Source organism: Gallaecimonas zhanjiangensis, from assembly GCF_057624825.1.
In genome coordinates this window covers 864,221-885,178 of record NZ_CM172603.1, presented here as the reverse complement: position 1 = coordinate 885,178, position 20,958 = coordinate 864,221, and the positions used below count along the sequence as shown (strand labels likewise).

Sequence of the window (20,958 nt, the reverse complement as noted above, 5' to 3'; positions counted from 1 at the left end):
ATTATTGCGCCAAATTTCCCCGAACTTGCCGTTGACCGCAGCGATTGAGTGCGGAAAATGCGTGACCCCACTCACTCACAACAACAAGGGCACCATGCCGAGCATCAAACGGATCCTCTGTTATGCCCTGGTGGTTTTTCTGCTGTCATTGGCTTTGGCCCTAGCCTTGCTGGAATGGAAAAAGCCGTCGCCGCAAAGCCAACATTTACCCCCCAAAGCCCACAGCCAGGGCCTTGCTGCTGGCTTACCTCGGGTTCATTACTCTCAGGGTAATGATTAAACACTAAAGTTCATTGATAGCCTGGCAACCTCACCATAACGTTGACGTAAACGCTATGACGAGGAGCCGCCATGCAGGCCGATACCCAACGCAACTGGTGCAGCCGCCGCCAGGACAAAGCCCGGCGCATAAGCCAGCTTGAATCGCTCGCCACCGGTAAGGAAATCCCCACCGCCCGCATTGTCGAGGCCCTGGAATTGCTGCTCGAACCGGGCGACAAAGTGGTGCTGGAAGGCAACAACCAGAAGCAGGCCGATTTTCTCTCCCGCTCCCTAGGCCAGGTGGACAGCAGCAAAATCCACGACCTGCACATGGTGATGCCAAGCGTCGGCCGCCCCGAGCACCTGGATTTGTTTGAAAACGGCGTGGCCCGCAAACTGGACTTTTCCTTCTCCGGCCCCCAGAGCCTTCGCATCGGCCAGCTGATGGAAGACGGCCTCTTGGAAGTGGGCGCCATCCACACCTATATCGAACTTTACGCCCGGCTCTTTGTGGACCTCACCCCCAGGATGGCGCTGCTGGCCGGCTTTAAAGCCGACCGGGCCGGCAATATCTACACCGGGCCATCTACCGAAGACACCCCGGCGCTAGTGGAAGCCGCCGCCTTTAAAGACGGCATCGTTATCTTCCAGGTTAATGAAATCGTTGACGATGTAAGCGACCTGCCACGAGTGGATATCCCCGCCAGCTGGGTCGATTTTATCGTGCTGGCCGACAAGCCCTTTTATATCGAGCCGCTCTTTACCCGCGACCCGCGCCTTATTACCGACGTGCACGTACTGATGGCGATGATGGCCCTAAAAGGCATCTACGCCCGCCACCAGGTGCAATCGTTGAACCACGGCATCGGCTTTAACACCGCCGCCATCGAGCTGTTGCTGCCCACCTACGGCGAAGAGCTGGGCCTCAAAGGCAAAATTTGCCGCAACTGGACCCTAAACCCCCACCCGACCCTTATCCCCGCCATCGAAAGCGGCTGGGTGGAAAGCGTGCACTGCTTTGGCACTGAGCTGGGCATGGAAGACTACGTGGCCGCCCGCCCCGACATCTTCTTTACCGGCAGCGACGGCTCCTTGCGCTCCAACCGCGCCTTTTGCCAGTTGGCCGGCCAGTACGCAGTGGACATGTTTATCGGCGCCACCTTGCAGGTGGACGGCGATGGCAACTCTTCAACCGTGACCCGGGGCCGGGTAGCAGGCTTTGGCGGCGCCCCCAACATGGGCCACGACCCAGGCGGCCGCCGCCACGCCAGCCCGGCGTGGCTCGATATGCGCACCGACACCAATCCCCTGACCAAGGGTAAAAAGCTGGTGGTGCAGATGGTGGAGACCTTCCAGGACGCCAACAAACCCACCCTGGTGGCCGAGCTGGATGCCATCGCCATGGCCAGCGATTACCAGATGCCCCTGGCGCCAGTGATGATCTACGCCAGCGACGTGACCCACGTGCTCACCGAAGAAGGCATTGCCTACCTGTATCTGGCCAAATCCCCAGAGGAGCGCCGGGCCATGGTGGCGGCGGTGGCGGGCATTACCGCCATTGGCCTTGCCCGCGACCCGGTTGAGACCGCACGCCTTCGCGCCGAAGGGCTGGTGGCCTACCCGGAAGATTTGGGCATCAAACGCTCGGAGGCCACCCGCGACAAACTGGCCGCCAAGAGCATCAGCGAGCTGCAGGCCTGGTCCGGCGGCCTCTATCAGCCCCCTGCCAAATTTCGGAGCTGGTGATGAAAGCCCTCGCCCTCACCCCTTCGGCGCACAAAGCGGCCCTGGCCCGCTGGGCCTTGCTGGCCGAGGCCGAACTCACCCCCAAACCGGCGTTGGTGGACAGGCGCTCAAGCGGCGCCCATGGCGATATGGACTTGGCGCTGATGCGCCGCTCCGCCGCCGCCCTTGAGCCCTGGTTTGAAAAAATGGCGGCGCTAACCGGCCCCCGCAACGGAGATTTTCGCGCCGCCCTTGGCCTTTTAGGCCGTGAGGCCGAAAGCGCCATGCTTGCCGCCACCGGCGGCATCAATACCCACAAGGGCGCCATCTGGGCCTTGGGGTTACTGCTGGCCGCGCCTGACGCTCCCCAGGCAGAAGCGCTGCTGGCAAGCGCCGGGACCCTTGCCCAACTGGCAGACCCGTTCTCCCCGGCCCTGCCCCCAAGCCACGGCGAGCAGGCCATGGCCCGCTATAAGCTTGGCGGCGCCCGGGCCCAGGCCCAGGCCGGTTTCCCACAAATTCGTGACCAGGGCCTGCCGGCCCTTCGCCAAAGCCGCGCGCGTGGCGACAGCGAACAGACCGCTCGCCTTAACAGCCTTTTGGCCATCATGACGGCGCTCAGCGACACCTGCGTGCTGCACCGCGCCGGGCTCAAGGGCCTTGATGCCATGCAGCAAGGCGCCCAGGCCGTGCTGGACGCCGGCGGCGCCGGCACCCTCGCTGGCAGGCGCGCCCTCAAACGGCTGGACGCCACCCTTTTAGCCCTAAATGCCTCGGCCGGGGGCGCTGCCGATCTGCTGGCCGCCACCTTGCTGACCGACAAGCTTTGCCCAGAACAGGAGGGGTAATGGAAACCTTCGCACTGACCCAAGACGCCACCAACCAGCCCCTGGGCCGGGCCCTGGTAGGCTGCGTTGCCTCAGGGGACCTGGAAGTGATGATTGAGCCGGCCACCGATGCCAAGGCGCAGATCCACATCACCAGCAACAGCGCCAACCCCGGCCGCTGGCAACAAATACTGAGCGCCATCGCCCAAAGCCAGCCGCTGCCGGCCATGCGCATGGACATTCACGACTTTGCCGCCACCCCGGGAGTGATTCGCCTGCGCATCGAGCAGGCCCTGGAACTGGCCAAAGAGGAGGCTAACCATGTCGCATAACTTTGCCGACGCCAGCGCCCGCCAGCGGGCCAAATTGCTGCTCGATGACGGCAGCTTTCGCGAACTCCTAGGCCCCTTTGACCGCCTCACATCTCCCTGGCTTGAGCGCCAGGGCATAGTGCCGCAGTTTGACGACGGCGTGGTGATCGCCAAAGGCCGCATCGACGGCCAAAGCGCCGTGGTAGCGGCCATCGAAGGGGGCTTTCAGGGCGGCAGCCTTGGCGAAGTCGCCGGCGCCAAAATCGCCGGCGCCCTGGAGCTGGCCCTGGAAGACAACCAAAAGGGCATTCCCACCGCTGCCGTGCTGGTGCTGGAAACCGGCGGCGTGCGCCTGCAAGAGGCCAACCTGGGCCTGGCCGCCATCGCCGAAATTCAATCGGCCATTGTTGCCCTTCGCGCCCACCAGCCGGTTATCGGCATTATCACCGGGCCCGTGGGCTGCTTTGGCGGCATGTCCATCGCCGCTGGCCTTTGCAGCTACCTCATCATGACCCGCGAGGGGCGCCTGGGCCTTAACGGCCCGCTGGTTATCGAGCAAGAAGCGGGCATTGGCGAATACAACGCCGCCGACCGCCCCTTTATCTGGAGCCTTTCTGGCGGCGAGCAGCGCCTGGCCGGCGGCCTGGTTGACGCCTGCACCGGCGAGAGCACAGGCAGCGTTGCCAGCGCCCTGCGTTACTACCTGAAAAAGGGCCTGCCCAAGGTGCAGCGTAGCGACGCCTTTGACCGTTTCCTGCCGGCCCTTTTGGAACTCGACAACAGCCAGCAGCTGGACGCCGCCGGCGCCCGGGCCATTTTAAAAGGAGTGCAAGCATGAGCCGTGGCCAACACTGGTTTGACGCCCTGACCCAGAACATGCAGCAAAAGCCTGGCCCCGTGCCCTCGGTGTGCGTTGCCGACGGCGAGCTGGCCGGCCGCCCCTGCCGGGTCATTTTGGTGCGCCCCGATGCCGCCAACCCCTTCCCCCGCGCCCGCCATGGCGAAGTGGGGCTGCTGGAAGGCTGGGCGCTGGCCAAGGTGGTGCAAGAAGCCACCGGCGATAAGCGCACCCTGCTGGCCATTGTCGATGTGCCCAGCCAAGCCTATGGGCGGCGCGAAGAGGCGCTGGGTATTCACCAGGCCCTGGCCGCCGCGGCCGGCGCCTACGCCAAGGCCCGCCAGGCCGGGCACCCGGTGCTGGCGCTGTTGGTAGGCAAGGCCATGTCCGGCGCCTTTTTGGCCCACGGCTACCAAGCCAACGCCATCCTGGCCCTGGACGATGCCGGTGTCATGGTGCACGCCATGGGCAAAGCCGCTGCGGCCAGGGTCACCCAGCGCAGCGAAGAAGACTTGGACCGCCTGGCCGCCAGCATCCCGCCCATGGCCTACGACCTTAAAAACTACGCCTCTTTGGGGCTGCTGAGCGGCCGCATTGAGGTGTCAAGCGCCGAGGCCCCCAGCGGCAGCGACCTTGAAAAGGTCAACGCGGCCCTTGCCGCTGCCCAGCAGCAAGCCCTTGGCAGCACCAGCCTTGCCCACCGCCTGGACGGCGAAAACCGCCAAGCCTCCAAGAAAGTGCGCCAGCTGCTGCGCCAGCAATGGGGGCTGGAGTCATGAACTGGCAGCCCCACGACTTGTTGTGGGTGAAACCCGGCAGCCTGTTGGCGCCGGCCGGGGAGCAGCTGGCGCCCTGGGCCAATACGCTTACCGGCCCGGTGGTGGTGCGCCGGGCCCCCAGTAGCGCCACCTTGGTGCCGGTGGGGCTTCGCGGCAGCAATAAGGCCGAGCGCCAGGGCGCCTTTGTACCCAAGGCCGCGGTGGAAAAGGCCCTGACGCCCTTTGATCTGGTGCGCCACAAAAGCTGGTTCGGCCACCCTCTTCGCGGCCAGCACCCGGTGCTGGTAACCCTTGACCGGGTAGCCGGGCTCCTTGGCGATTATCAGTGGGGCATCACCGGCAGCCTGGGGTATGAACTGGCAAGCGGCATCCGCCAGCTGACCGACAGCTCAGACCTTGACCTGCTGCTGCGCTGCCAGGGGCCTTTGGCAAGAAGCGAGGCCAAAGCGCTTTGGCAGGCGCTCAACCTTGGCCCTTGCCAGCTCGACGTGCAGCTGGCTCTGCCGGGGGGCGCCGTGGCGCTTGCCGAGTGGGCAGGCCCCAGCACCAAGGTCCTTTTAAAAACCGACCAGGGGCCGCTTTTGACCAGCCAGCCCTGGCAGGAGTTGGTGGCATGAGCGCCGTCTTTACCTGCCCAGGCCAGGGGGCCCAGCGCCCCGGCATGCTGCAAAAGCTGCCGGCGCATCCTGCCGCCCAAGCAGTCGCTGCCAGCGCCGAGGCGGTGCTGGGCCTGGCCCTCGGCGCCCTCGACAGCCCCCAGGCCCTTGGCCACAGTCGCAACGTGCAGTTGTCGCTTTTGATAAGTAGCGTTGCCTGGGGCCGCTACCTGCTGAGCGAAGGCTGCAAGCCGCGCTTTGTGCTGGGGCTTTCCATCGGCGCCTTCCCGGCGGCGGTGCTGGCCGACAGCCTGGCTTTTGAAGACGCTTTGCAACTGGTGGCCCTGCGCGGGGACCTGATGCAAAACGCCTTTCCCAGCGGCTTTGGCATGATGGCGGTAACGGGCCTGGACCGTTACCAGGTACAAGCCCTGCTGGACCAGCAAGACTCCAACGGGCTGTATCTGGCCAATATCAATGCCGACAACCAGTGCGTGCTCTCAGGCTCTTGGGCCGAGCTGGACGCCCTTAAGCCGCTGATTGCCAATGCAGGCGGCCATTGCCAGGCCCTGAGTGTCACGGTGCCGTCGCACTGCCCGCTGCTGGACGAGCAGGCCCTGGTACTGAGATCCGCCTTGGACAAGGTAAGCATGCAGGCGCCCCGCATCGGCTATGTCAGCGCCAGCAAGGCGCGACTGCTGCGGGACAAAGACGCCATCCGGGACGATTTGGCCATGAACATGGCGCGGCAGGTGCACTGGCTCGATGCCAGCCGCCTGCTGGCCGAGCGCGGCATCCAAGCCGCCATCGAACTGCCCCCCAGCGGCACTCTCACCGGCTTATTTCGCCGGGTGATGCCGCAGGGGCACTGCGTCGGGGCAGACAGCACCCGGCTCGATAGCCTTCAGCTTTTATGCAGCGGCTGAAGGCCAACACCGGGGCGCGTCAGCTGTACGCCCTGGCACATAAAAACGACGACAGCGGAGAAACAACATGATCATCTACGGCGTTACCTTACTGGCGGTATGCACCTTGCTGGGTGTGGCCATCGGCCAGGTTCTTGGCACCTTGATAGGGATACCCGCCAACGTGGGCGGCGTCGGTATCGCCATGGTGCTGTTGGTCTTGGTGGGCAGTGCCTTGCAAAAACGCGGCGTGCTGGACATCAAAAGCGAACAGGGCATCGAGTTCTTCAGTGCCATTTACATCCCGGTCGTGGTGGCCATGGCCGCCAAGCAAAACGTCTACGGCGCTCTCACCGGTGGCCCAATGGCCATTACCGCTGGCGTAACCGCGGTGGTAATTGGCTTTGCGCTGGTGCCGGTACTGGACCGCTGGGGGCGGGAAAGTCGAAGCGAAGACCCCACCGAACCCCTGACCGCCGAGGAGAGCCGCCATGTTTGAAGCACTGCTTAAGGTATCCAACACCTACAGCATGGTGGTGGGCTTCGCGGTTATCGGCCTTATCATGTGGCTGTCGTACTGGCTGTCGGCCAAGCTCACCTCCGGCCGCATCCACGGCAGCGCCATCGCCATCCTTTGCGGCCTGGTGCTGGCCTACATCGGCGGCGTTATCAGCGGCGGCAAGCACGGCCTGATGGATCTGCCACTGCTCTCTGGCATCGGTATTGTCGGCGGCACCATGCTGCGGGACTTTGCCATCGTTGCCACCGGCTTCGGGGTTAACGTGCAGGAGCTGAAAAAAGCCGGCATCTCCGGGGTGGTGGCGCTGCTGCTGGGGGTCCTTTCCTCCTTTGTGGCCGGGGTAGCGGTGGCCATGGCCTTTGGCTATACCGACGCGGTGAGCCTGACCACCATCGGCGCTGGCGCCGTAACCTACATCGTTGGCCCGGTTACCGGCGCCGCCATCGGTGCCAGCTCGGAAGTGATGGCGCTGTCCATCGCCGCCGGTTTGGTTAAATCCATCCTGGTGATGGTCACCACCCCCTTTGTGGCCAAGTACATCGGCCTTAACAACCCCCGCACCGCCGTGCTGTTCGGCGGCCTGATGGGCACCTCCAGCGGCGTGGCAGCCGGCCTTGCCGCTACCGACCCGAAACTGGTGCCTTACGGCTGCCTGACCGCCGCCTTCTACACCGCCGCCGGCTGCCTGATGGGCCCGTCGGTACTGTTCCTGGCGATGCTGGCCATCACCGGCCACCACTAAAGTCCCATTGCCTGCCATGGCTTGGCAGCAGATAGTCAAAGGGCCGGGCAACCGGCCCTTTTTGTTGGGGGCGTCGTGGACGACGGAATAACACTTAAAAAACTCGATATTTTTCTGACCTTTATGCGCACCGGCACCTTAGCGGAAGCGGCCGATCAGCTGGGGCTGAGCGTGGTGAGCGTGCACAGAGCCATCCATTCCCTGGAAGAGGCATTGAAATGCCCGCTGTTTCGCCAGGAGGGGCGCTTGCTGGTGCCGCTGCCCAGCGCCCAGGTATTGGCCGAGCAAGGCCAGCAGGTGCTGGCGTCCCTCGACGATGCCATCAAGGCGGTGCGGGAAACCGCCGGGGTGTATTCCAACCAGTTCAAGTTGGGGGCGCTCTATTCGCTGACCCTCGGCACTGTGCCGCAGCTTATTGCCGGCCTTAAGCTTCGCAAGGGCGAGCTCAACATTGAGCTGACCCTCGACTCCAACACCCAGCTTTTTGCCAAGCTCAAGGCCCTGGAGCTGGACGTGATCCTGGTGGCGCTGGAGCCCGGCTTTGAAGATCCGGAGTTCATCACCCTGCCCCTCTACCAAGACGATATCTGCCTGGCGGTGCCGCCAGATTCGCCCTTACAGGCCCTGCCCCAGACCAACCTTGATAACCTCAACGACGCCACCTTCGTGACCCTGGCCAAGGGCTTTGCCACCAGCCAGGACAGCTACCGTGCCTTTAACAAGGCCGGCATGACCCCCAATGTGGTGATGCAGGTGTCGGATATTTTCTCGCTTATTTCCATGGTCAGCGCCGGGGTGGGCTTGGCGCTGCTACCACGGCGAGTCGAAGCGGTGTTCGAGAATAAAATCCGCCTTATTCCCCTGACTCCCGAGTGCCAGGTGACCCAGCAAATTTCCATGGTGTGCCTGGCGAGCCGCGAGCGGGACCCGCGCATTTTAAGCTGCATTGCAGAGTGCCGCAGTTACGCCCGCAAGGTGGCAGGCTAGGTAAAGCTGCACCATCTTTCCCCAAACTCGCGCCGCGTCGCCCGGTCACAGCAGGCACACTCTACAGGAGCTGCCGATGCTGTTATCACGCCTTGCCTACCCTGCCGCCCTGGTGGCCTTTTTTATCGCCCTTGGCGCCAAACTATGGCCGGACGATACGCCGCCAGCACCCCCAGGTGCCTTCACCCCGCCCCCAAGCCGCCCAGGCGGCGAGCCCCAGGTGCTAAAGCCTGCCCATTTTCAAGCCAACGCCCGCCCCCACACCGGGCTTTGGGATATCAACAGCAGCGGGGCGCTTCGCGAGTACCTTGGCCAAAAGGGCAAAGCCAATGGCGGCCATCTTCAGGCGCTGCTGGCCGAGCCACGCCTTGGGGACTTTATCGATAACCTAGACGCTCTGGCTGATGGCCTCGCCGCCGAGCGCCTGGACGCCCTAGTCGATGCCTTTCAACACCAATTTGGCAACACCGCCGGGGATTATCACTACGGCTGCGCCGCCGACCTCTGCGCCCTCGTCTTTACCAGTTACAGCGAAACCGACAAAAAAGCCGTTACCGCGCTGGGCGGTAACGGCAGTGAGGCACATGTGGCACTGAGGGCTCCCAAAGATGGGCTACAGCAGGTACGCGCTCTGTTCCTGTATTAAATGCTGCCGAAGGGGCCGCTGGGCACCAGCGGGCTGTCGTGGGGGCTGACCAGGGCGTAGTTAAAATCGCTGTCTGACCAATACCGTGCCAACAGGCCGCCGTCTTGGCGCTGGCCCTTGGGCAGCAAGTGATGGCGCGGCCCCGGCGGGCGGATAAAGTACAGCAGCGCTTGGCCTTCGTCGTTGCGATACAGCACCATGGCGGCCGGCCCCTCGGCGGTGGCCATCAACTCGGCGCTTACCCGTTTCAGGCCATAGTTGTTCAGCTCAGGCGGCAGGCTGGCACCCTTGAAATGGTCGTTAAACAGCGCCGTCAACTGGGCTTGGCTGATGCGCTCGCCAGGGGCCTGGCTAAAGAGCCGGTAAGCCTCTACCGCATCGTTCATGGGCAAGGTGGCCTTGGCATAAAGGTGACTTTGCCATTGGCTGCCACCCAGCCAACCACCGCCCAGGGCCAGCACCAGGGTGGCGGCGGTGGCAAAGCGGCGCCGGCGCCGGGCTTTGAGCTCCCGGCGCACCGCAAAGGGGTGCAGCGCCGGGTTAGCAGCCTGAGGCAAGGCTTTTAACCCCTTACGCAGCACCTCGGCGTCGCGGCGGTAGCGGGCCAGCTGCTCGGCCGCCTCGGGGTTGCGGGCCAGGTAGTCTTCCACCATGGCGCGCTCGGTGGCGGCCAGTTCGTCGTCCAGGTACGCCTGGAGCTGCTCTTCGCTCGGTTTCATCGGATCACCCTCAGCCGGCCCTTGGCATTGCTTTGGGCCGGAACCTCTTCAAGTAACTGGCGATAGGCCTGGCGGGCCCGCGACAACCGCGACATCACGGTACCCATGGGAATATCAAGGGCCTCGCTCACTTCCTGGTAGCTCATGCCCTCTACCGACACCAGCACCAGAATGCTGCGCTGCTGCTCAGGAAGCTTCGCAAAAAGGGCCAGGGAGTGGTCCTCTTCCAGTTGCTGCTCCAAGGTGGCGGTTTCGCCCTCATCACCGCTAAAAAGCTGCATCAGCTTTTTAAAGCGGCCGGCGCGGCGCTGGCCGTCGATAAAATGGCGATAAAGAATGGAGAACAGCCAAGGCCTTACCGCACCTTCCTGCTGGCGTTGGTGCCAGCCGAGGATGGCTTTTTCCACCGTGGCCTGGACCAGGTCGTCAGCGTCATAGGGCGTGCGGGTCAGCGACAGGGCGAAGCGCCTCAGGCTTGGCAGTTGGTCAACAATGACCGAATCCAGTTCATTCATGTCCGAGTTCATCCACTAAGTACGCTTATAAAACGTGTGGCGCTTTTTTTTATTCCCGTGGAATAAAAAAAAGTCCCGGGCGTCTTGCTTGAGTAGTTAACCACAAGGACATCACATGGACACTCCCAACACCAAGCTGCGTCTGGCCATTATCGCCGTGGCGGTAGCGGTGCCGGCAGCTTTTTTTGCCTACTCGGCCGGCTGGCTGAGCCCATCAAGGCTAACCCCGGCTAAGTTCGTCAACCAATTGCAAGCCAACGGTGGCGACAACATCGGTGAGCGGCGCAACCACACCAAAGGCCTGTGTGTCAGTGGTTACTTCGAGGGCAACGGCATGGGCTCGGCCATCTCCAGCGCCACGGTGTTTGCGAAAGGCCGCTACCCGGTAAGCGGGCGCTTTTCGCTCCCCGGCGGCAACCCCCACGGCAATGACGCCAAAGCGGCGCCCCGCGCCCTGGGCCTTAAGATTGACGGTGGCGCCGGCCAGCAGTGGCGTATGGCCATGCTGTCTTCACCGGTGTTTGTACTGAGCTACCCCAAGGATTTTTACCGCCTGATGCAACTTCAGCAGCCAGATCCTGCCACCGGCAAGCCCGATGGCGCCAAGATTGGCGCTTTCTTCAAGGCGCACCCCGAGAGCGCGCCCTTCCTTGACTGGGCCAAAAACCACAAGCGCTCCGACAGCTTTGCCAGCACGCCGTTTAACAGCCTCAACGCCTTTGAAGCCACCAACGCCAATGGCGAGCATCACTTTGTGCGCTGGTCCTTCCTGCCGCAAACCCCTTTTGCCGCCCAGCCGGCAGACGCTGGCCCTGACTTTTTGTTTGACGACATCACCCAGCGCCTCAAAAAAGGCCCGGTCAGCTGGCAGCTGCAATTGCAGGTGGCCAACCCCGGCGACCCCATCGTTGATGCCACCAAGGCCTGGCCTGCCGATCGCCAGCATATCGACGTAGGTACCCTGGTGCTGATCCAAACCGAGCCAGAGAGTAGCGGCGCCTGCCGCGACACCAACTTCGACCCCACCATCCTGCCGGACGGCCTGAGCCCCTCGGCCGACCCGCTGCTGCCGGCCCGTTCGGCCGTGTATTCCGACGACTTCACCCGCCGCATTGGTGAACAGGCCAAGCTGGAGAAAAAATGATGAAAGAACAATTTCATATTGTTATTCGCCTGCTGCACTGGCTGATGGCCCTGGCCATCTTCACCATGCTGTTTGTGGGAGCCGGCATGGTGAGCTCGGTAGCCAATCGCGATTGGCTATACGACCTGCACAAGCCTCTGGGCATCACCATTTTGGTGTTGGCCATTTTGCGGCTGGTAGTGCGCCTCAGTACCCGCACCCCGCCCCTGCCCAGCGACATGCCGCTCTTTATGCAGTTGGTGGCAAAGTTCTCCCATGTGCTGCTCTACGGCCTGATGCTGGCCCTGCCGATGATCGGCTGGCTGATGCTAAGTGCCGGCGGCTACCCGGTAACCTTGGGCGGCGGCATCGAACTGCCGGCATTGGTGGCTAAATCCAATAGCCTTTACGCCGTGCTTCGCCCCCTGCACACCTTGCTGGCCTACAGCCTGTTGCTGCTGGTGCTGGGGCATATGGCGGCGGCGCTGTTCCACGGCCTTATCCGCCGTGACGGCGTGCTCAGGAGCATCACTTTCGGTAAGTAATTCACGTCTTCCAGTGTGGTAGCTGGTTGCTTCCCCGGCGCAGTTGTTGCGCCGGGGCTTTTTGCTGTCTATAGTTTGAGCATTAATTTAGTCAATCGATTAACTAACTTATGCCAGACACCGCCAGCCGCGGCATCGACACCCGCGACGCCCTCATTAAAACCGCCACCCAGGTGTTTGCCCAGCAGGGCTTTCACGGGGTCAGCACCCGCGCCATTGCCACCGCCGCCGGGGTCAATCAGGCGCTGATTGGCTATCACTTTGGCAACAAAGAAGGGCTGTATCTGGCGGTGTTCGAGGCCATAGGCCAAAGCCTTGGCCAGCACCTCTCGCCCCTTGGCCAGAAACTGCGCCAGGTGGTGGACGACGCCCCGGCCAACCTTGACCGCCCTGCCCGCCTGGCCCTGTACCTGCCGCTTTTGGATAACCTCTGCAACGTGATGAGCGAGCTGCTGCTGAGCCCGCAAACCGAATACTGGGCCCAGCTGATCCTGCGCGAGCAGCAGAACCCCAGCCAGGCCTTCGAGCTGTTATTCGAGCGTTTAATGCAGCCCATGCTGGGCGCCCTTACCCGGCTGTTGGCCGAGCTGCGAGGCGATCTCGACGCCAAGGGCCACGCCATGCTGGCCATCAGCCTGCTGGGGCAAATTCTGGTGTGGCGCTTTGCCAGGGAGGCGGTAGCGCGCCATATGGGGTGGCAACAACAGCCGGATCTGGCCGCCATCCAACAGCTGCTGCACCAGAACATCCGCCTCTTGGTAAAAGGAGAACTGTGATGAAAAAGCCGCTGCTCCTGCTGCTGGCCCTGGCGATATTGGCCCTGGCCGGTTACGGCTGGTACCGAAGCCAGCAGCCACAAAACGCCCCCCTGACCCTCTACGGCAACGTGGATATTCGCGAGTTGTCGCTGGCCTTTCGCCAAAGCGGGCGCCTGGCAAGCCTTGCCTTGCAAGAAGGCGATAGCCTCAGCGCCGGGCAAGAGGTGGCCACCCTTGACGACCAGCCCTTTCGCGAGGCCCTGGCCGCCGCCAAGGCCCAGCAGCAGCAAGCGAAGGCCGAGCTCGACAAGCTAACCGCCGGCAACCGCCGCCAGGAAATAACCCAGGCCCAGGCGCTCTTGGCACAAAAAGAAGCGGCATTGGCTGACCGCCAGCGCGAACTCAAGCGCCAGCAAGGCCTTGAGCAAAGCGGTTCTACCAGCAAGCAGGCCCTGGACAGCGCCCGCTACGCCTTTGCCGAAGCCATCGCCAGCCGCGACTCGGCCAAGGCCAACCTGTCGTTGCTGCAAGAAGGGGCCCGCAGCGAAGACATTGCCGCCGCCACCGCCAACCTTGCCGCCGCCAAGGCGAGGGTCGACCAAGCCAGCACCGCCCTTGCGGACACCCGGCTGATAGCGCCATCAGACGCGGTGGTACTGAGCCGCCTGGTAGAGCCGGGGGCCATGGTTAGTGCCGCCAGCCCGGTTTATAACCTGGCGCTACGGGATCCTGTGTATATCCGCGCCTATGTCTCGGAAGCCCAACTGGGCCTGGTGCCTCCCGGCACCAAAGTGCACATCCGCACCGACAGCTCAGCCAAGAGCTTCGACGGCCAGGTGGGCTTTGTCTCTCCCCGGGCCGAATTCACCCCCAAATCGGTGCAGACCCCCGGGCTTCGCACCGACTTGGTGTACCGGCTTCGCATCGTGGTCAGCCACGGCGACAACGGCCTGCAACAGGGCATGCCGGTCACCATCACCCTGGCCCGGTAATGAGCGCCGTCCGCTTTGACAAGCTAAGCAAGGCCTTTGGCGGCAAGGCCGCCTTGAAGGGCTTGTCGGCAAACATTGCCGCTGGCCGCCTGACCGGTCTGGTGGGCCCCGACGGCGCCGGCAAAACCACCTTGCTGCGGCTGATGGCAGGGCTGCTGGCCCCCAGCAGCGGCGCCTTGGCAGTGGCAGGCAGGGAGCCGCTGGCTTCCACCGACCTGGCAACAGTGGTGGGCTACATGCCCCAGCGCTTTGGCCTTTACGAAGATTTATCGGTTATCGAGAACCTCAATCTCTATGCCGACCTCAAATCCCTGCCGCCCCAAAGCCGCCAAGCCGATATCGCCAAGCTGCTGAGCTTTACCCAACTGGCGCCCTTTACCGCGCGCCTGGCCGGCAAGCTCTCCGGCGGTATGAAACAAAAGCTGGGGCTGGCCTGCGCCCTGATGGGTAGCCCCAAGGTGTTGCTGCTGGACGAACCCGGGGTTGGGGTCGACCCGGTGAGCCGCCAGGAGCTGTGGCGGATGGTCAAGGCGCTCACCGACGACGGCATGGCGGTGCTGTGGGCCACGGCTTATCTCGACGAAGCCGAGCGCTGTGAAGACGTGCTGCTGCTAAGCGAAGGCGAGCTGGTATTCCAAGGGCCGCCGGCCCGCCTGACCGGCCGCCTTGAAGGGCGCTGCGTTCGGCTCAGCAAAACCGACGAGGACAAACGCCAGCTCCTGGCCCGCGCCCTGGCAATGCCGGCGGTGCGAGACGGGGTTATCGAAGGCGAAGCGCTGCGCCTGGTGCTGGCCGAAGGGCAAACCGCCGAGGCGCTTGGCGACCTTGGCGGCACCTTAAGCCCGGTGGCGCCACGCTTTGAAGATGCCTTTGTGGATTTGCTAGGGGGCGGCCCCGGCGGCCATTCGGCCCTGGCCGACACTTTTTCGCCCCTGCCACGCCAAGAGGCGCCGGTGGTGCAATGCGAGCACCTTTGCCGCCGCTTTGGCGATTTCGTGGCTACCGCCGACAGTACCTTTGCGGTGCGCCAGGGGGAAATTTTTGGCCTGCTGGGCCCCAACGGCGCCGGCAAATCCACCACCTTCAAGATGCTGTGCGGGCTGTTAAAACCCAGCGCCGGCACCGCCCGGGTGCTGGGCATCGACCTCGCCCGCGCCCCCAGCGCCGCCAAAAGCCAGCTCGGCTACATGGCTCAGAAGTTCTCCCTGTACGGTTTGTTGTCGGTGGCCCAGAACCTGCGTTTTAGCGCCGGGGTGTACGGCCTTGCCGGTAAGGCGGCCGCCAAGCGCATCGACGAGATGGTGGATTGCTTTTCACTGGCGCCACTCCTTGGCAGCGCCCCTGACGCCCTGTCGCTAGGGTTCAAGCAGCGCCTGGCCCTGGCCTGCGCCTTGATGCACAGCCCGCCCATCCTCTTTTTGGACGAACCCACCTCAGGGGTCGACCCTTTGACCCGCCGCGAATTCTGGACCCACATCAACGGTCTGGTGCGAAAAGGGGTAACGGTGCTGGTAACCACCCATTTCATGGACGAAGCCGAATACTGCGACCGGGTAGCCCTGATGCACCGTGGCAACATCATCGCCCTTGGCAGCCCCGACCAGCTTCGCCAGCAGGCCGGTAGCGATTCGATGGAAGCGGCCTTTATCAAGCTTATCGAGGAGGCCGAGGCATGCTGAGCGGCAAACGGCTATGGGCCTTGGTGGTAAAAGAGAGCCGGCAGGTACTGCGGGACCCGGCCGCCATCCTCATTGCCTTTGTGCTGCCGGTGGTGCTGCTGTTTTTGTTTGCCTATGCGGTGTCGCTGGACATCAGCCATATCCGCCTGGGAGTGGTGCGCGAAAGCGACAGCGCCAAGGCCCAGGCCTTGAGTAGCGCTTTTGCCGCCAGCCGTTACTTTGACGTGGTGCCGCTGCGTGACCGCCGCCCGGCCCAGGCCCTGCTGAGTGAAGGGCGCATCAAGGGCTTTGTGGTGATCCCCGCCGACTTTGACCAGCGCCTGGCCCGGCGCCGCCCGCCTTTGGTGCAGGTGGTTACCGACGGCACCCAGCCCAATACCGCCAACTTTGTGGCCCTTTATGCCGAAGGGGTGGTGTCCGGCTGGCAAGGTATCAGCCCCGCCACCGAGGTAGTGCCACGGGTCTGGTACAACCCCGAGGTGGAGAGCCGCCGCTTTTTGGTGCCGGGGGCCATCGCCATCATCATGACCATGATTGGCACCCTGCTCACCGCCCTGGTGGTGGCCCGGGAATGGGAGCGGGGCACCATGGAGGCGCTGCTGGCCACCCCGGCCCGGGTGGTGGAAATTTTGCTGGGCAAACTGCTGCCCTACTTTGCTCTGGGGCTACTGGCCACCCTGGGCTCGGCGCTGCTGGCCATAGGGGTGTTCGATGTGCCGCTGCGGGGCAGTTGGCTGAGCCTGATGGCGCTGTCGGCGGTGTTTTTAATCCCCGCCCTTGGCCAGGGGCTGGTGATCTCGGCGCTGGCCAAAAACCAGTTTATTGCCGCCCAGGCCGCCCTGTTCTCAGGTTTCTTGCCGGCCTTTTTGTTGTCGGGCTTTTTGTTTGAAATCGACTCCATGCCCGCCCCCATCCGCTGGCTGACCCAGCTTATTCCGGCCCGCTACTTTATCGAGTCGTTGCAGACGGTGTTTTTGGTGGGAGATTTGTGGCCGCTCTTTTTAAAAGACATGGCCGCCATGGCGGGCATCGGCCTGCTGTTTTTCGCCCTGGCCCGGGCCAAAACCCGTAAAAGCCTGGAGGGATGATGCCAAGCTGGCCGCGCCTTAAAGCGCAAATCATCAAAGAATGGCTCAGCCTGCTGCGCGACCCCAGGGCCAGGGCCATTCTGGTGCTGCCGCCCCTGCTGCAACTGTGCGTTTTTGCCTTTGCCGCCACTCTGGAAGTCAAAAACGCCAACATTGCCTTATACAGCGAAGACCAGGGCGCCCCGGCGGTGGCCCTGGCTAGCGATATCCGCCACGCCAGCTTTGTCGGTACCCTCACCCGGGTGCAAAACCCGGCCGAGCTTGGCCGCTTGCTTGATAACCGCAAAGTGCTGCTGGCGGTGCACATTCCCCAGGATTATTCGCGTAAACGCCTGGCCGGCCAAAGCGCCCCCATTCAGGTGCTGCTGGATGGCCGGCGCGCCAACGCCGCTCAGGTGGCCCTGGGATATTTGCAGCGCATTGCGGCGCGCCAGGGCGGTAGCCTGGAGCCGGTGGCCCTTCGCCACCAGTTCAACCCCAACCTCATTTACCGCTGGTTTGTGGTGCCGGGGTTGGCGGGGATACTGGCGATGTTTATCTCCCTTATCGTCACGGCGCTGTCTATCGCCCGGGAGCGGGAGCTGGGCACCTTCGACCAACTGCTGGTGTCCCCCACCACGCCCATGGAGATCATCATCGCCAAATGCCTGCCGGCGGTGCTGGTGGGCTTTAGCCTGGGGCTGGTGATGGTGCTGGCGGCCCATTGGGTCTTTGCCGTGCCCTTTACCGGCCAGGTGCTGTGGCTGCTGGCTTCGCTACTGGTGTTTATTCTGTCGGTGGTGGGGATCGGCCTGATGGTCTCGGCCCTGGCCGCCACCCAGCAGCAAGCCATATTAGGGGCCTTTGCCCTGGGGGTGCCGATGATCTTGATGTCGGGCTTTGCCACCCCGGTAGAGAACATGCCGCTGTTGCTGCAATACCTGGCCCAGGCCATTCCCCTCACCCATTTTCTGGTGATAGTGCAAGGCAGCTTTTTAAAGGCCCTGGCGCCTGCGGTTATCTTAAGCCACCTCTGGCCCATGGCCCTGGCCGCCCTATTGAGCCTGGGCGGCGCCACGGCGCTGGTGCGAAGCCGGCTGTCATAAAAAACGCCACCTCAAGGTGGCGCTTTTGCAGTGTGTTTTTTCAAGCAGCAAGGTGCGCTCGGCGAAGGGGGCTAAAGAAAAGTGCGTAACGCAGCGCCACGTAGCTCACTATCACCGTCGCTACCCACAGCTCCAGTTCCGCCAGGAAGGTGAGCTGGGCGATTGAGGTGCTGTCGATACCCCAGGCGGCGAACAGATGCACCACCTTAAAGAGCGCGGTGGCGCCAATCACCATGGGGAAGGTAAAGGCGGCGTAGCCAGGGCTAAAGGGCAGGCGCAGCAGCTTGGCAAAGGCCAGGTAGATGATGGCGGTCATCAGCACCGCAATGCCCAGCAGCAGGTCCACCAGCAGCGGCGAAGGATGGGCCACCACGGTCAGGTAACCGGCCAAAGACAGGCTGGCCGGAGCCGCCAGGATGGCGATGGTGGGCTTGGCGGCATCCGGCACCTCGGCGGCGAAAATCAGCCGGTACAGCATCACCGGCAGCATCACGGCGTAACAGGCGATACCAAACCACAGCAGGCCGTGAGCCAAGGGCGCCAGGGCGCCGCCGGGGCTGGCTACGTCGGCAACGATAATCCCCACCGGCGGCACGAACCAGCTGGGCACCATGTGGTGCAGTTTAAAATCCCTGGCCCGGTGCCAGGCAAAGGTGGCCAAAAACACCAGGTGCAGCGCCACGGCAAAGAGCCACAGGCCGCTGCCTAACTGACCGCCAATGGCCTTGGACACCACCATGGTAGCCATGGCGAAGGTGGGCACCACACTGCCTACCACAGGGTGGGCTAAATCGTCTTTCAACAGGTGCGGGTGCAGCAGGAATTTAATGGCCAGCACCAGCAGCAGCACGCCGGCAATGGCAGCGCCCAGGGCCTGGGCCTTGCCATCGAAAATGCCCATGTTCTCCCAGCTCCAGCCGAGGCTGCCAATACCTAGGGCAAGGCCGGCCATGGGGGTGGGGGCGCCGGCAAAACGGGTTAAGTCACGCATGAGGGGATACTCCCTTCGCTGTTTTGATGGCGTCATCATAGAAAGGCATTCGTGTTCGTGATATCTAAATGATCCAAACCAAACGTTTAGAAAAACCAAATGCCAAGCATCAAGCAACTCAAGGTTTTTGCCAGCATTGCCCGCCATGGCAACCTGGGCCAGGCCGCCGACGAGGTGTTCCTCAGTAAGGGCGCAGTGTCGCAGGCACTGGGGGAACTGGAAAAACGCCTGGGCACCCCGCTCTTTGACCGGGTTCACCCCCGCCTCAAACTCAACGATCAAGGCCGGGCGCTACAGCCACTGGCCGAAGAGGTGCTGAGCCGCATCCAGGATATCGAGCATCTCTTTGACGATGGCGGTGCCCCCACTGGCACCCTTATCCTGGGTGCCAGCCAGACCATCGGCAATTACCTGCTGCCGGTGCTGCTGGCCAAGGTGCCCGGCGCCGAGGCCAGGGTGCAGATCAACAACACCTTCGAGCTTTGCGAAAAGCTGGCCCACTTTGAGCTGGACCTTGCCCTAATCGAAGGGGAAAACCACCACCCCGACCTCGTCACCCAGCCCTGGCTGGAAGACGAAATGCTGGTGGTGTGCGCCCCCAGCCACCCCCTGGCCGCCCAAAGGGCAGTAAGCCTCAAGGCGCTGGGCGGTAACGACTGGGTATTGCGGGAGAACCACTCGGGCAGCCGCGAGCAGTTTGACCGGGAACTGGCGCCCCGCATCGGCGCTGTGGGCAAGGTGTTGGAGCTTAACGCCCTGGAGGCGGTAATGCTGGCGGTGGAGCAAAACCTGGGGCTGACCTTCGTCTCAAAGCTGGCGGTGCAAGACCGCCTGGCCAGTGGCCGCCTCTGCGCCTTGCCGGTCGCCGGCCGCTACCCGCGCCAGCTGAGCCTTGCCTGGCACAAAAACAAATACCACAGCGCCCTGCTGCGCCACTTTATCCATTTTTGCCAACAGCAAGCCGGCCAATAAAAAAGCTCCCGAACGGGAGCTTTTTTCTGTTATTGCCGAGGGGCAGCCAGCTTGGCCCTGGCTTTTAGCTCGGCCCGCATCTGTGCCACCTCTTCGGCCTTGATGGGCACGGCGCCATTGCCCCAACTGTTGCGCACATAGTTGAGCACCAACGCGACCTGCCCGTCGCTGAGCTTCCAGGCAAAGGACGGCATACCGGCAGCGGTTTGCACCTTGGCGGTATGAGGTGCCCGGGTGCCCATGAGCATGGCGTGGATAAGGTTGGTTGGGTCGTCCGACAGCAAGGCATGGTTGCCAGCAAAAGCCGGGGCCAACCCTTCGATGCCTTCCCCTTGCAAGCCGTGACAGGCTGAACAGTTCACCTCGTAACTGAGCGCCCCCTCGGCAGCGGCTTTGCCAGCAAGGGCCATGGGCTGGCGCGACTTGCCCGGTGAAGGCGGCACGGTTTTAAGGTAGGTAGCGACCGCCTTGAGGTCAGCCTCGGTGAAGTACTGGGTAGAGTGCTCCACCGCCTCGGCCATGTCGCCACCGGCAACGGCCACACCGTCGGTACCGGTTTGCAGGTAACGGGCTAAGTCGGCAACGCTGCTGGCACCAATACCGGTGTGAGGGTTGGAGGTAATGTCTGGCGCCCGCCATTCACCAAGGTTGCCGCCATGGAGATACTGGCCGCCCTTCTCGCCGCCCAAGGCATTACGGGGGCTATGGCAGGCCGAGCAGTGGCCACCGCCATCCACGATGTATTTGCCACGGTTCCACTGGGCATCTTGGTGCGGGTCGGGCTCAAAACCCTGGTTGTTAAAGAACAACAGGTCCCAACCGGCCATGGCCAGGCGAATGTTGTAGGGAAAGCTCATGCCGCCGTTCTCGTCCACCGGGTTGGCCACCGGTTTGATGGTGGAGAAGTAGGCCCACAGATCGTGCATGTCCTGGTCGCTGAACTGGGTGTAAGCAGTAAAGGGCATGGCCGGGTAAAGCAGGCCATGGGAGCCGATGCCTTGGCGCACGGCATTGAAAAAATCACGCTCGGTCATGCTGCCGATGCCGGTTTTAAGGTCAGGGGTGATGTTCGAGCTGACCAAAGTACCAAAGGGCGTGGCAATGGCGTAACCACCGGCAAAAGCGCCTTTGCCAGCGGTGTGGCAGGCCGCGCAGTCTCCCAGGCGCATCACGTATTCGCCGCGTTGGATAGCGGCCTGGTCGGTGATGTTGACCTTGGCCAGCGGCGTGGTGGCGTCGGCAACGTTCGAGCGGGAGGTATCCAGGGTCTTCCACAACCAAAGGCTGGCGCCAAGGGCTGCTACCACTACCAGAGCCGCCGCGCCTTTGGCGGTTTTTTTCCAGTTAACCATGC

General features: G+C 63.1%; 23 protein-coding genes. 19 read left to right on the top strand and 4 right to left on the bottom strand.

Going from position 1 to position 20,958, the window contains the following annotated elements; genetic code table 11:
* The first annotated feature begins 351 nt into the window (after positions 1–351).
* From mdcA to AC22G1_RS04145, 11 genes are all read left to right on the top strand, one after another.
* The gene (gene mdcA / locus AC22G1_RS04195) at positions 352–2,007 is read left to right on the top strand and encodes a malonate decarboxylase subunit alpha (protein WP_487315652.1); all 1,656 of its coding nucleotides are present in this window, start codon (positions 352–354) and stop codon (positions 2,005–2,007) included.
* Positions 2,007–2,834 carry a triphosphoribosyl-dephospho-CoA synthase gene (locus tag AC22G1_RS04190; RefSeq protein ID WP_008485085.1) on the top strand — a complete coding sequence of 276 codons (828 nt, stop codon included), beginning with the start codon at positions 2,007–2,009 and terminating at the stop codon, positions 2,832–2,834. The genes mdcA and AC22G1_RS04190 overlap by 1 nt, the downstream gene beginning before the upstream one ends.
* On the top strand, positions 2,834–3,145 hold the full coding sequence (mdcC, locus tag AC22G1_RS04185) for a malonate decarboxylase acyl carrier protein (RefSeq protein WP_487315651.1): 312 nt from the start codon (positions 2,834–2,836) through the stop codon (positions 3,143–3,145). The genes AC22G1_RS04190 and mdcC overlap by 1 nt, the downstream gene beginning before the upstream one ends.
* Positions 3,135–3,962 carry a biotin-independent malonate decarboxylase subunit beta gene (locus tag AC22G1_RS04180; protein WP_008485081.1) on the top strand — a complete coding sequence of 276 codons (828 nt, stop codon included), beginning with the start codon at positions 3,135–3,137 and terminating at the stop codon, positions 3,960–3,962. The genes mdcC and AC22G1_RS04180 overlap by 11 nt, the downstream gene beginning before the upstream one ends.
* The gene (mdcE, locus tag AC22G1_RS04175) at positions 3,959–4,741 is read left to right on the top strand and encodes a biotin-independent malonate decarboxylase subunit gamma (RefSeq protein WP_487315650.1); all 783 of its coding nucleotides are present in this window, start codon (positions 3,959–3,961) and stop codon (positions 4,739–4,741) included. The genes AC22G1_RS04180 and mdcE overlap by 4 nt, the downstream gene beginning before the upstream one ends.
* Positions 4,738–5,358 carry a malonate decarboxylase holo-ACP synthase gene (locus AC22G1_RS04170; RefSeq protein ID WP_487315649.1) on the top strand — a complete coding sequence of 207 codons (621 nt, stop codon included), beginning with the start codon at positions 4,738–4,740 and terminating at the stop codon, positions 5,356–5,358. The genes mdcE and AC22G1_RS04170 overlap by 4 nt, the downstream gene beginning before the upstream one ends.
* Complete coding sequence (locus AC22G1_RS04165) at positions 5,355–6,263, top strand: malonate decarboxylase subunit epsilon (protein ID WP_487315648.1); 909 nt, start codon at positions 5,355–5,357, stop codon at positions 6,261–6,263. Before AC22G1_RS04170 ends, AC22G1_RS04165 begins: the two co-directional genes overlap by 4 nt.
* Positions 6,264–6,330: 67 nt before the next feature.
* Entirely contained in the window at positions 6,331–6,741 is a 411-nt protein-coding gene (gene madL, locus AC22G1_RS04160) for a malonate transporter subunit MadL (protein WP_487315647.1), read from the top strand.
* Entirely contained in the window at positions 6,734–7,504 is a 771-nt protein-coding gene (gene madM / locus AC22G1_RS04155) for a malonate transporter subunit MadM (RefSeq protein WP_487315646.1), read from the top strand. The genes madL and madM overlap by 8 nt, the downstream gene beginning before the upstream one ends.
* 75 nt (positions 7,505–7,579) lie before the next feature.
* Positions 7,580–8,491, top strand: a complete 912-nt coding sequence (locus AC22G1_RS04150) for a LysR family transcriptional regulator (protein WP_487315645.1) — start codon at positions 7,580–7,582, stop codon at positions 8,489–8,491.
* A 76-nt stretch (positions 8,492–8,567) separates the two neighbouring features.
* Positions 8,568–9,137: a hypothetical protein gene (locus AC22G1_RS04145; RefSeq protein WP_487315644.1), complete on the top strand. Its 570-nt coding sequence runs from the start codon at positions 8,568–8,570 to the stop codon at positions 9,135–9,137.
* Here AC22G1_RS04145 and AC22G1_RS04140 read toward each other — a convergent pair.
* On the bottom strand, positions 9,134–9,856 hold the full coding sequence (locus AC22G1_RS04140) for an anti-sigma factor family protein (protein WP_487315643.1): 723 nt from the start codon (positions 9,854–9,856) through the stop codon (positions 9,134–9,136). The two genes, AC22G1_RS04145 and AC22G1_RS04140, sit on opposite strands and share 4 nt — an antisense overlap.
* Positions 9,853–10,371 (bottom strand): sigma-70 family RNA polymerase sigma factor, encoded by a 519-nt coding sequence (locus AC22G1_RS04135; protein ID WP_487315642.1) that lies wholly within the window; start codon positions 10,369–10,371, stop codon positions 9,853–9,855. Before AC22G1_RS04135 ends, AC22G1_RS04140 begins: the two co-directional genes overlap by 4 nt.
* Before the next feature lie 115 nt (positions 10,372–10,486).
* Between AC22G1_RS04135 and AC22G1_RS04130 the strand changes: the two genes are divergently transcribed.
* The 7 genes from AC22G1_RS04130 to AC22G1_RS04100 all read left to right on the top strand — a co-directional run bounded on the left by AC22G1_RS04130 (position 10,487) and on the right by AC22G1_RS04100 (position 17,641).
* Entirely contained in the window at positions 10,487–11,515 is a 1,029-nt protein-coding gene (locus AC22G1_RS04130) for a catalase family peroxidase (RefSeq protein WP_487315641.1), read from the top strand.
* Positions 11,515–12,039 carry a cytochrome b gene (locus AC22G1_RS04125; RefSeq protein ID WP_487316687.1) on the top strand — a complete coding sequence of 175 codons (525 nt, stop codon included), beginning with the start codon at positions 11,515–11,517 and terminating at the stop codon, positions 12,037–12,039. The genes AC22G1_RS04130 and AC22G1_RS04125 overlap by 1 nt, the downstream gene beginning before the upstream one ends.
* Before the next feature lie 110 nt (positions 12,040–12,149).
* Positions 12,150–12,815 carry a CerR family C-terminal domain-containing protein gene (locus tag AC22G1_RS04120; protein ID WP_487315640.1) on the top strand — a complete coding sequence of 222 codons (666 nt, stop codon included), beginning with the start codon at positions 12,150–12,152 and terminating at the stop codon, positions 12,813–12,815.
* Complete coding sequence (gene hlyD, locus AC22G1_RS04115) at positions 12,815–13,789, top strand: secretion protein HlyD (protein ID WP_487315639.1); 975 nt, start codon at positions 12,815–12,817, stop codon at positions 13,787–13,789. Before AC22G1_RS04120 ends, hlyD begins: the two co-directional genes overlap by 1 nt.
* Entirely contained in the window at positions 13,789–15,468 is a 1,680-nt protein-coding gene (locus AC22G1_RS04110) for an ATP-binding cassette domain-containing protein (RefSeq protein ID WP_487315638.1), read from the top strand. The genes hlyD and AC22G1_RS04110 overlap by 1 nt, the downstream gene beginning before the upstream one ends.
* Positions 15,462–16,556, top strand: coding sequence for an ABC transporter permease (locus AC22G1_RS04105; protein WP_487315637.1), 1,095 nt, complete (start codon positions 15,462–15,464; stop codon positions 16,554–16,556). The genes AC22G1_RS04110 and AC22G1_RS04105 overlap by 7 nt, the downstream gene beginning before the upstream one ends.
* Positions 16,556–17,641, top strand: a complete 1,086-nt coding sequence (locus AC22G1_RS04100) for an ABC transporter permease (protein ID WP_487315636.1) — start codon at positions 16,556–16,558, stop codon at positions 17,639–17,641. Before AC22G1_RS04105 ends, AC22G1_RS04100 begins: the two co-directional genes overlap by 1 nt.
* A gap of 40 nt (positions 17,642–17,681) precedes the next feature.
* Here the strand turns inward: AC22G1_RS04100 and AC22G1_RS04095 are convergent, their stop codons facing one another.
* Positions 17,682–18,632 carry a TDT family transporter gene (locus AC22G1_RS04095; RefSeq protein ID WP_487315635.1) on the bottom strand — a complete coding sequence of 317 codons (951 nt, stop codon included), beginning with the start codon at positions 18,630–18,632 and terminating at the stop codon, positions 17,682–17,684.
* A gap of 99 nt (positions 18,633–18,731) precedes the next feature.
* Here AC22G1_RS04095 and AC22G1_RS04090 point away from each other — a divergent pair, with 99 nt between their 5' ends.
* Positions 18,732–19,604, top strand: a complete 873-nt coding sequence (locus tag AC22G1_RS04090; protein WP_487315634.1) for a LysR family transcriptional regulator — start codon at positions 18,732–18,734, stop codon at positions 19,602–19,604.
* A 29-nt stretch (positions 19,605–19,633) separates the two neighbouring features.
* Here the strand turns inward: AC22G1_RS04090 and AC22G1_RS04085 are convergent, their stop codons facing one another.
* Positions 19,634–20,956: a c-type cytochrome gene (locus tag AC22G1_RS04085; RefSeq protein WP_487315633.1), complete on the bottom strand. Its 1,323-nt coding sequence runs from the start codon at positions 20,954–20,956 to the stop codon at positions 19,634–19,636.
* Positions 20,957–20,958: the final 2 nt, after the last annotated feature.

Coding starts and splice junctions, on each gene's coding strand:
- mdcA (WP_487315652.1), top strand. CDS start 352: ATGCAGGCCGATACCCAACGCAACTGGTGCAGCCGCCGCCAGGACAAA.
- AC22G1_RS04190 (WP_008485085.1), top strand. CDS start 2,007: ATGAAAGCCCTCGCCCTCACCCCTTCGGCGCACAAAGCGGCCCTGGCC.
- mdcC (WP_487315651.1), top strand. CDS start 2,834: ATGGAAACCTTCGCACTGACCCAAGACGCCACCAACCAGCCCCTGGGC.
- AC22G1_RS04180 (WP_008485081.1), top strand. CDS start 3,135: ATGTCGCATAACTTTGCCGACGCCAGCGCCCGCCAGCGGGCCAAATTG.
- mdcE (WP_487315650.1), top strand. CDS start 3,959: ATGAGCCGTGGCCAACACTGGTTTGACGCCCTGACCCAGAACATGCAG.
- AC22G1_RS04170 (WP_487315649.1), top strand. CDS start 4,738: ATGAACTGGCAGCCCCACGACTTGTTGTGGGTGAAACCCGGCAGCCTG.
- AC22G1_RS04165 (WP_487315648.1), top strand. CDS start 5,355: ATGAGCGCCGTCTTTACCTGCCCAGGCCAGGGGGCCCAGCGCCCCGGC.
- madL (WP_487315647.1), top strand. CDS start 6,331: ATGATCATCTACGGCGTTACCTTACTGGCGGTATGCACCTTGCTGGGT.
- madM (WP_487315646.1), top strand. CDS start 6,734: ATGTTTGAAGCACTGCTTAAGGTATCCAACACCTACAGCATGGTGGTG.
- AC22G1_RS04145 (WP_487315644.1), top strand. CDS start 8,568: ATGCTGTTATCACGCCTTGCCTACCCTGCCGCCCTGGTGGCCTTTTTT.
- AC22G1_RS04140 (WP_487315643.1), bottom strand. CDS start 9,856: ATGAAACCGAGCGAAGAGCAGCTCCAGGCGTACCTGGACGACGAACTG.
- AC22G1_RS04135 (WP_487315642.1), bottom strand. CDS start 10,371: ATGAATGAACTGGATTCGGTCATTGTTGACCAACTGCCAAGCCTGAGG.
- AC22G1_RS04130 (WP_487315641.1), top strand. CDS start 10,487: ATGGACACTCCCAACACCAAGCTGCGTCTGGCCATTATCGCCGTGGCG.
- AC22G1_RS04125 (WP_487316687.1), top strand. CDS start 11,515: ATGAAAGAACAATTTCATATTGTTATTCGCCTGCTGCACTGGCTGATG.
- AC22G1_RS04120 (WP_487315640.1), top strand. CDS start 12,150: ATGCCAGACACCGCCAGCCGCGGCATCGACACCCGCGACGCCCTCATT.
- hlyD (WP_487315639.1), top strand. CDS start 12,815: ATGAAAAAGCCGCTGCTCCTGCTGCTGGCCCTGGCGATATTGGCCCTG.
- AC22G1_RS04110 (WP_487315638.1), top strand. CDS start 13,789: ATGAGCGCCGTCCGCTTTGACAAGCTAAGCAAGGCCTTTGGCGGCAAG.
- AC22G1_RS04105 (WP_487315637.1), top strand. CDS start 15,462: ATGCTGAGCGGCAAACGGCTATGGGCCTTGGTGGTAAAAGAGAGCCGG.
- AC22G1_RS04100 (WP_487315636.1), top strand. CDS start 16,556: ATGCCAAGCTGGCCGCGCCTTAAAGCGCAAATCATCAAAGAATGGCTC.
- AC22G1_RS04095 (WP_487315635.1), bottom strand. CDS start 18,632: ATGCGTGACTTAACCCGTTTTGCCGGCGCCCCCACCCCCATGGCCGGC.
- AC22G1_RS04090 (WP_487315634.1), top strand. CDS start 18,732: ATGCCAAGCATCAAGCAACTCAAGGTTTTTGCCAGCATTGCCCGCCAT.
- AC22G1_RS04085 (WP_487315633.1), bottom strand. CDS start 20,956: ATGGTTAACTGGAAAAAAACCGCCAAAGGCGCGGCGGCTCTGGTAGTG.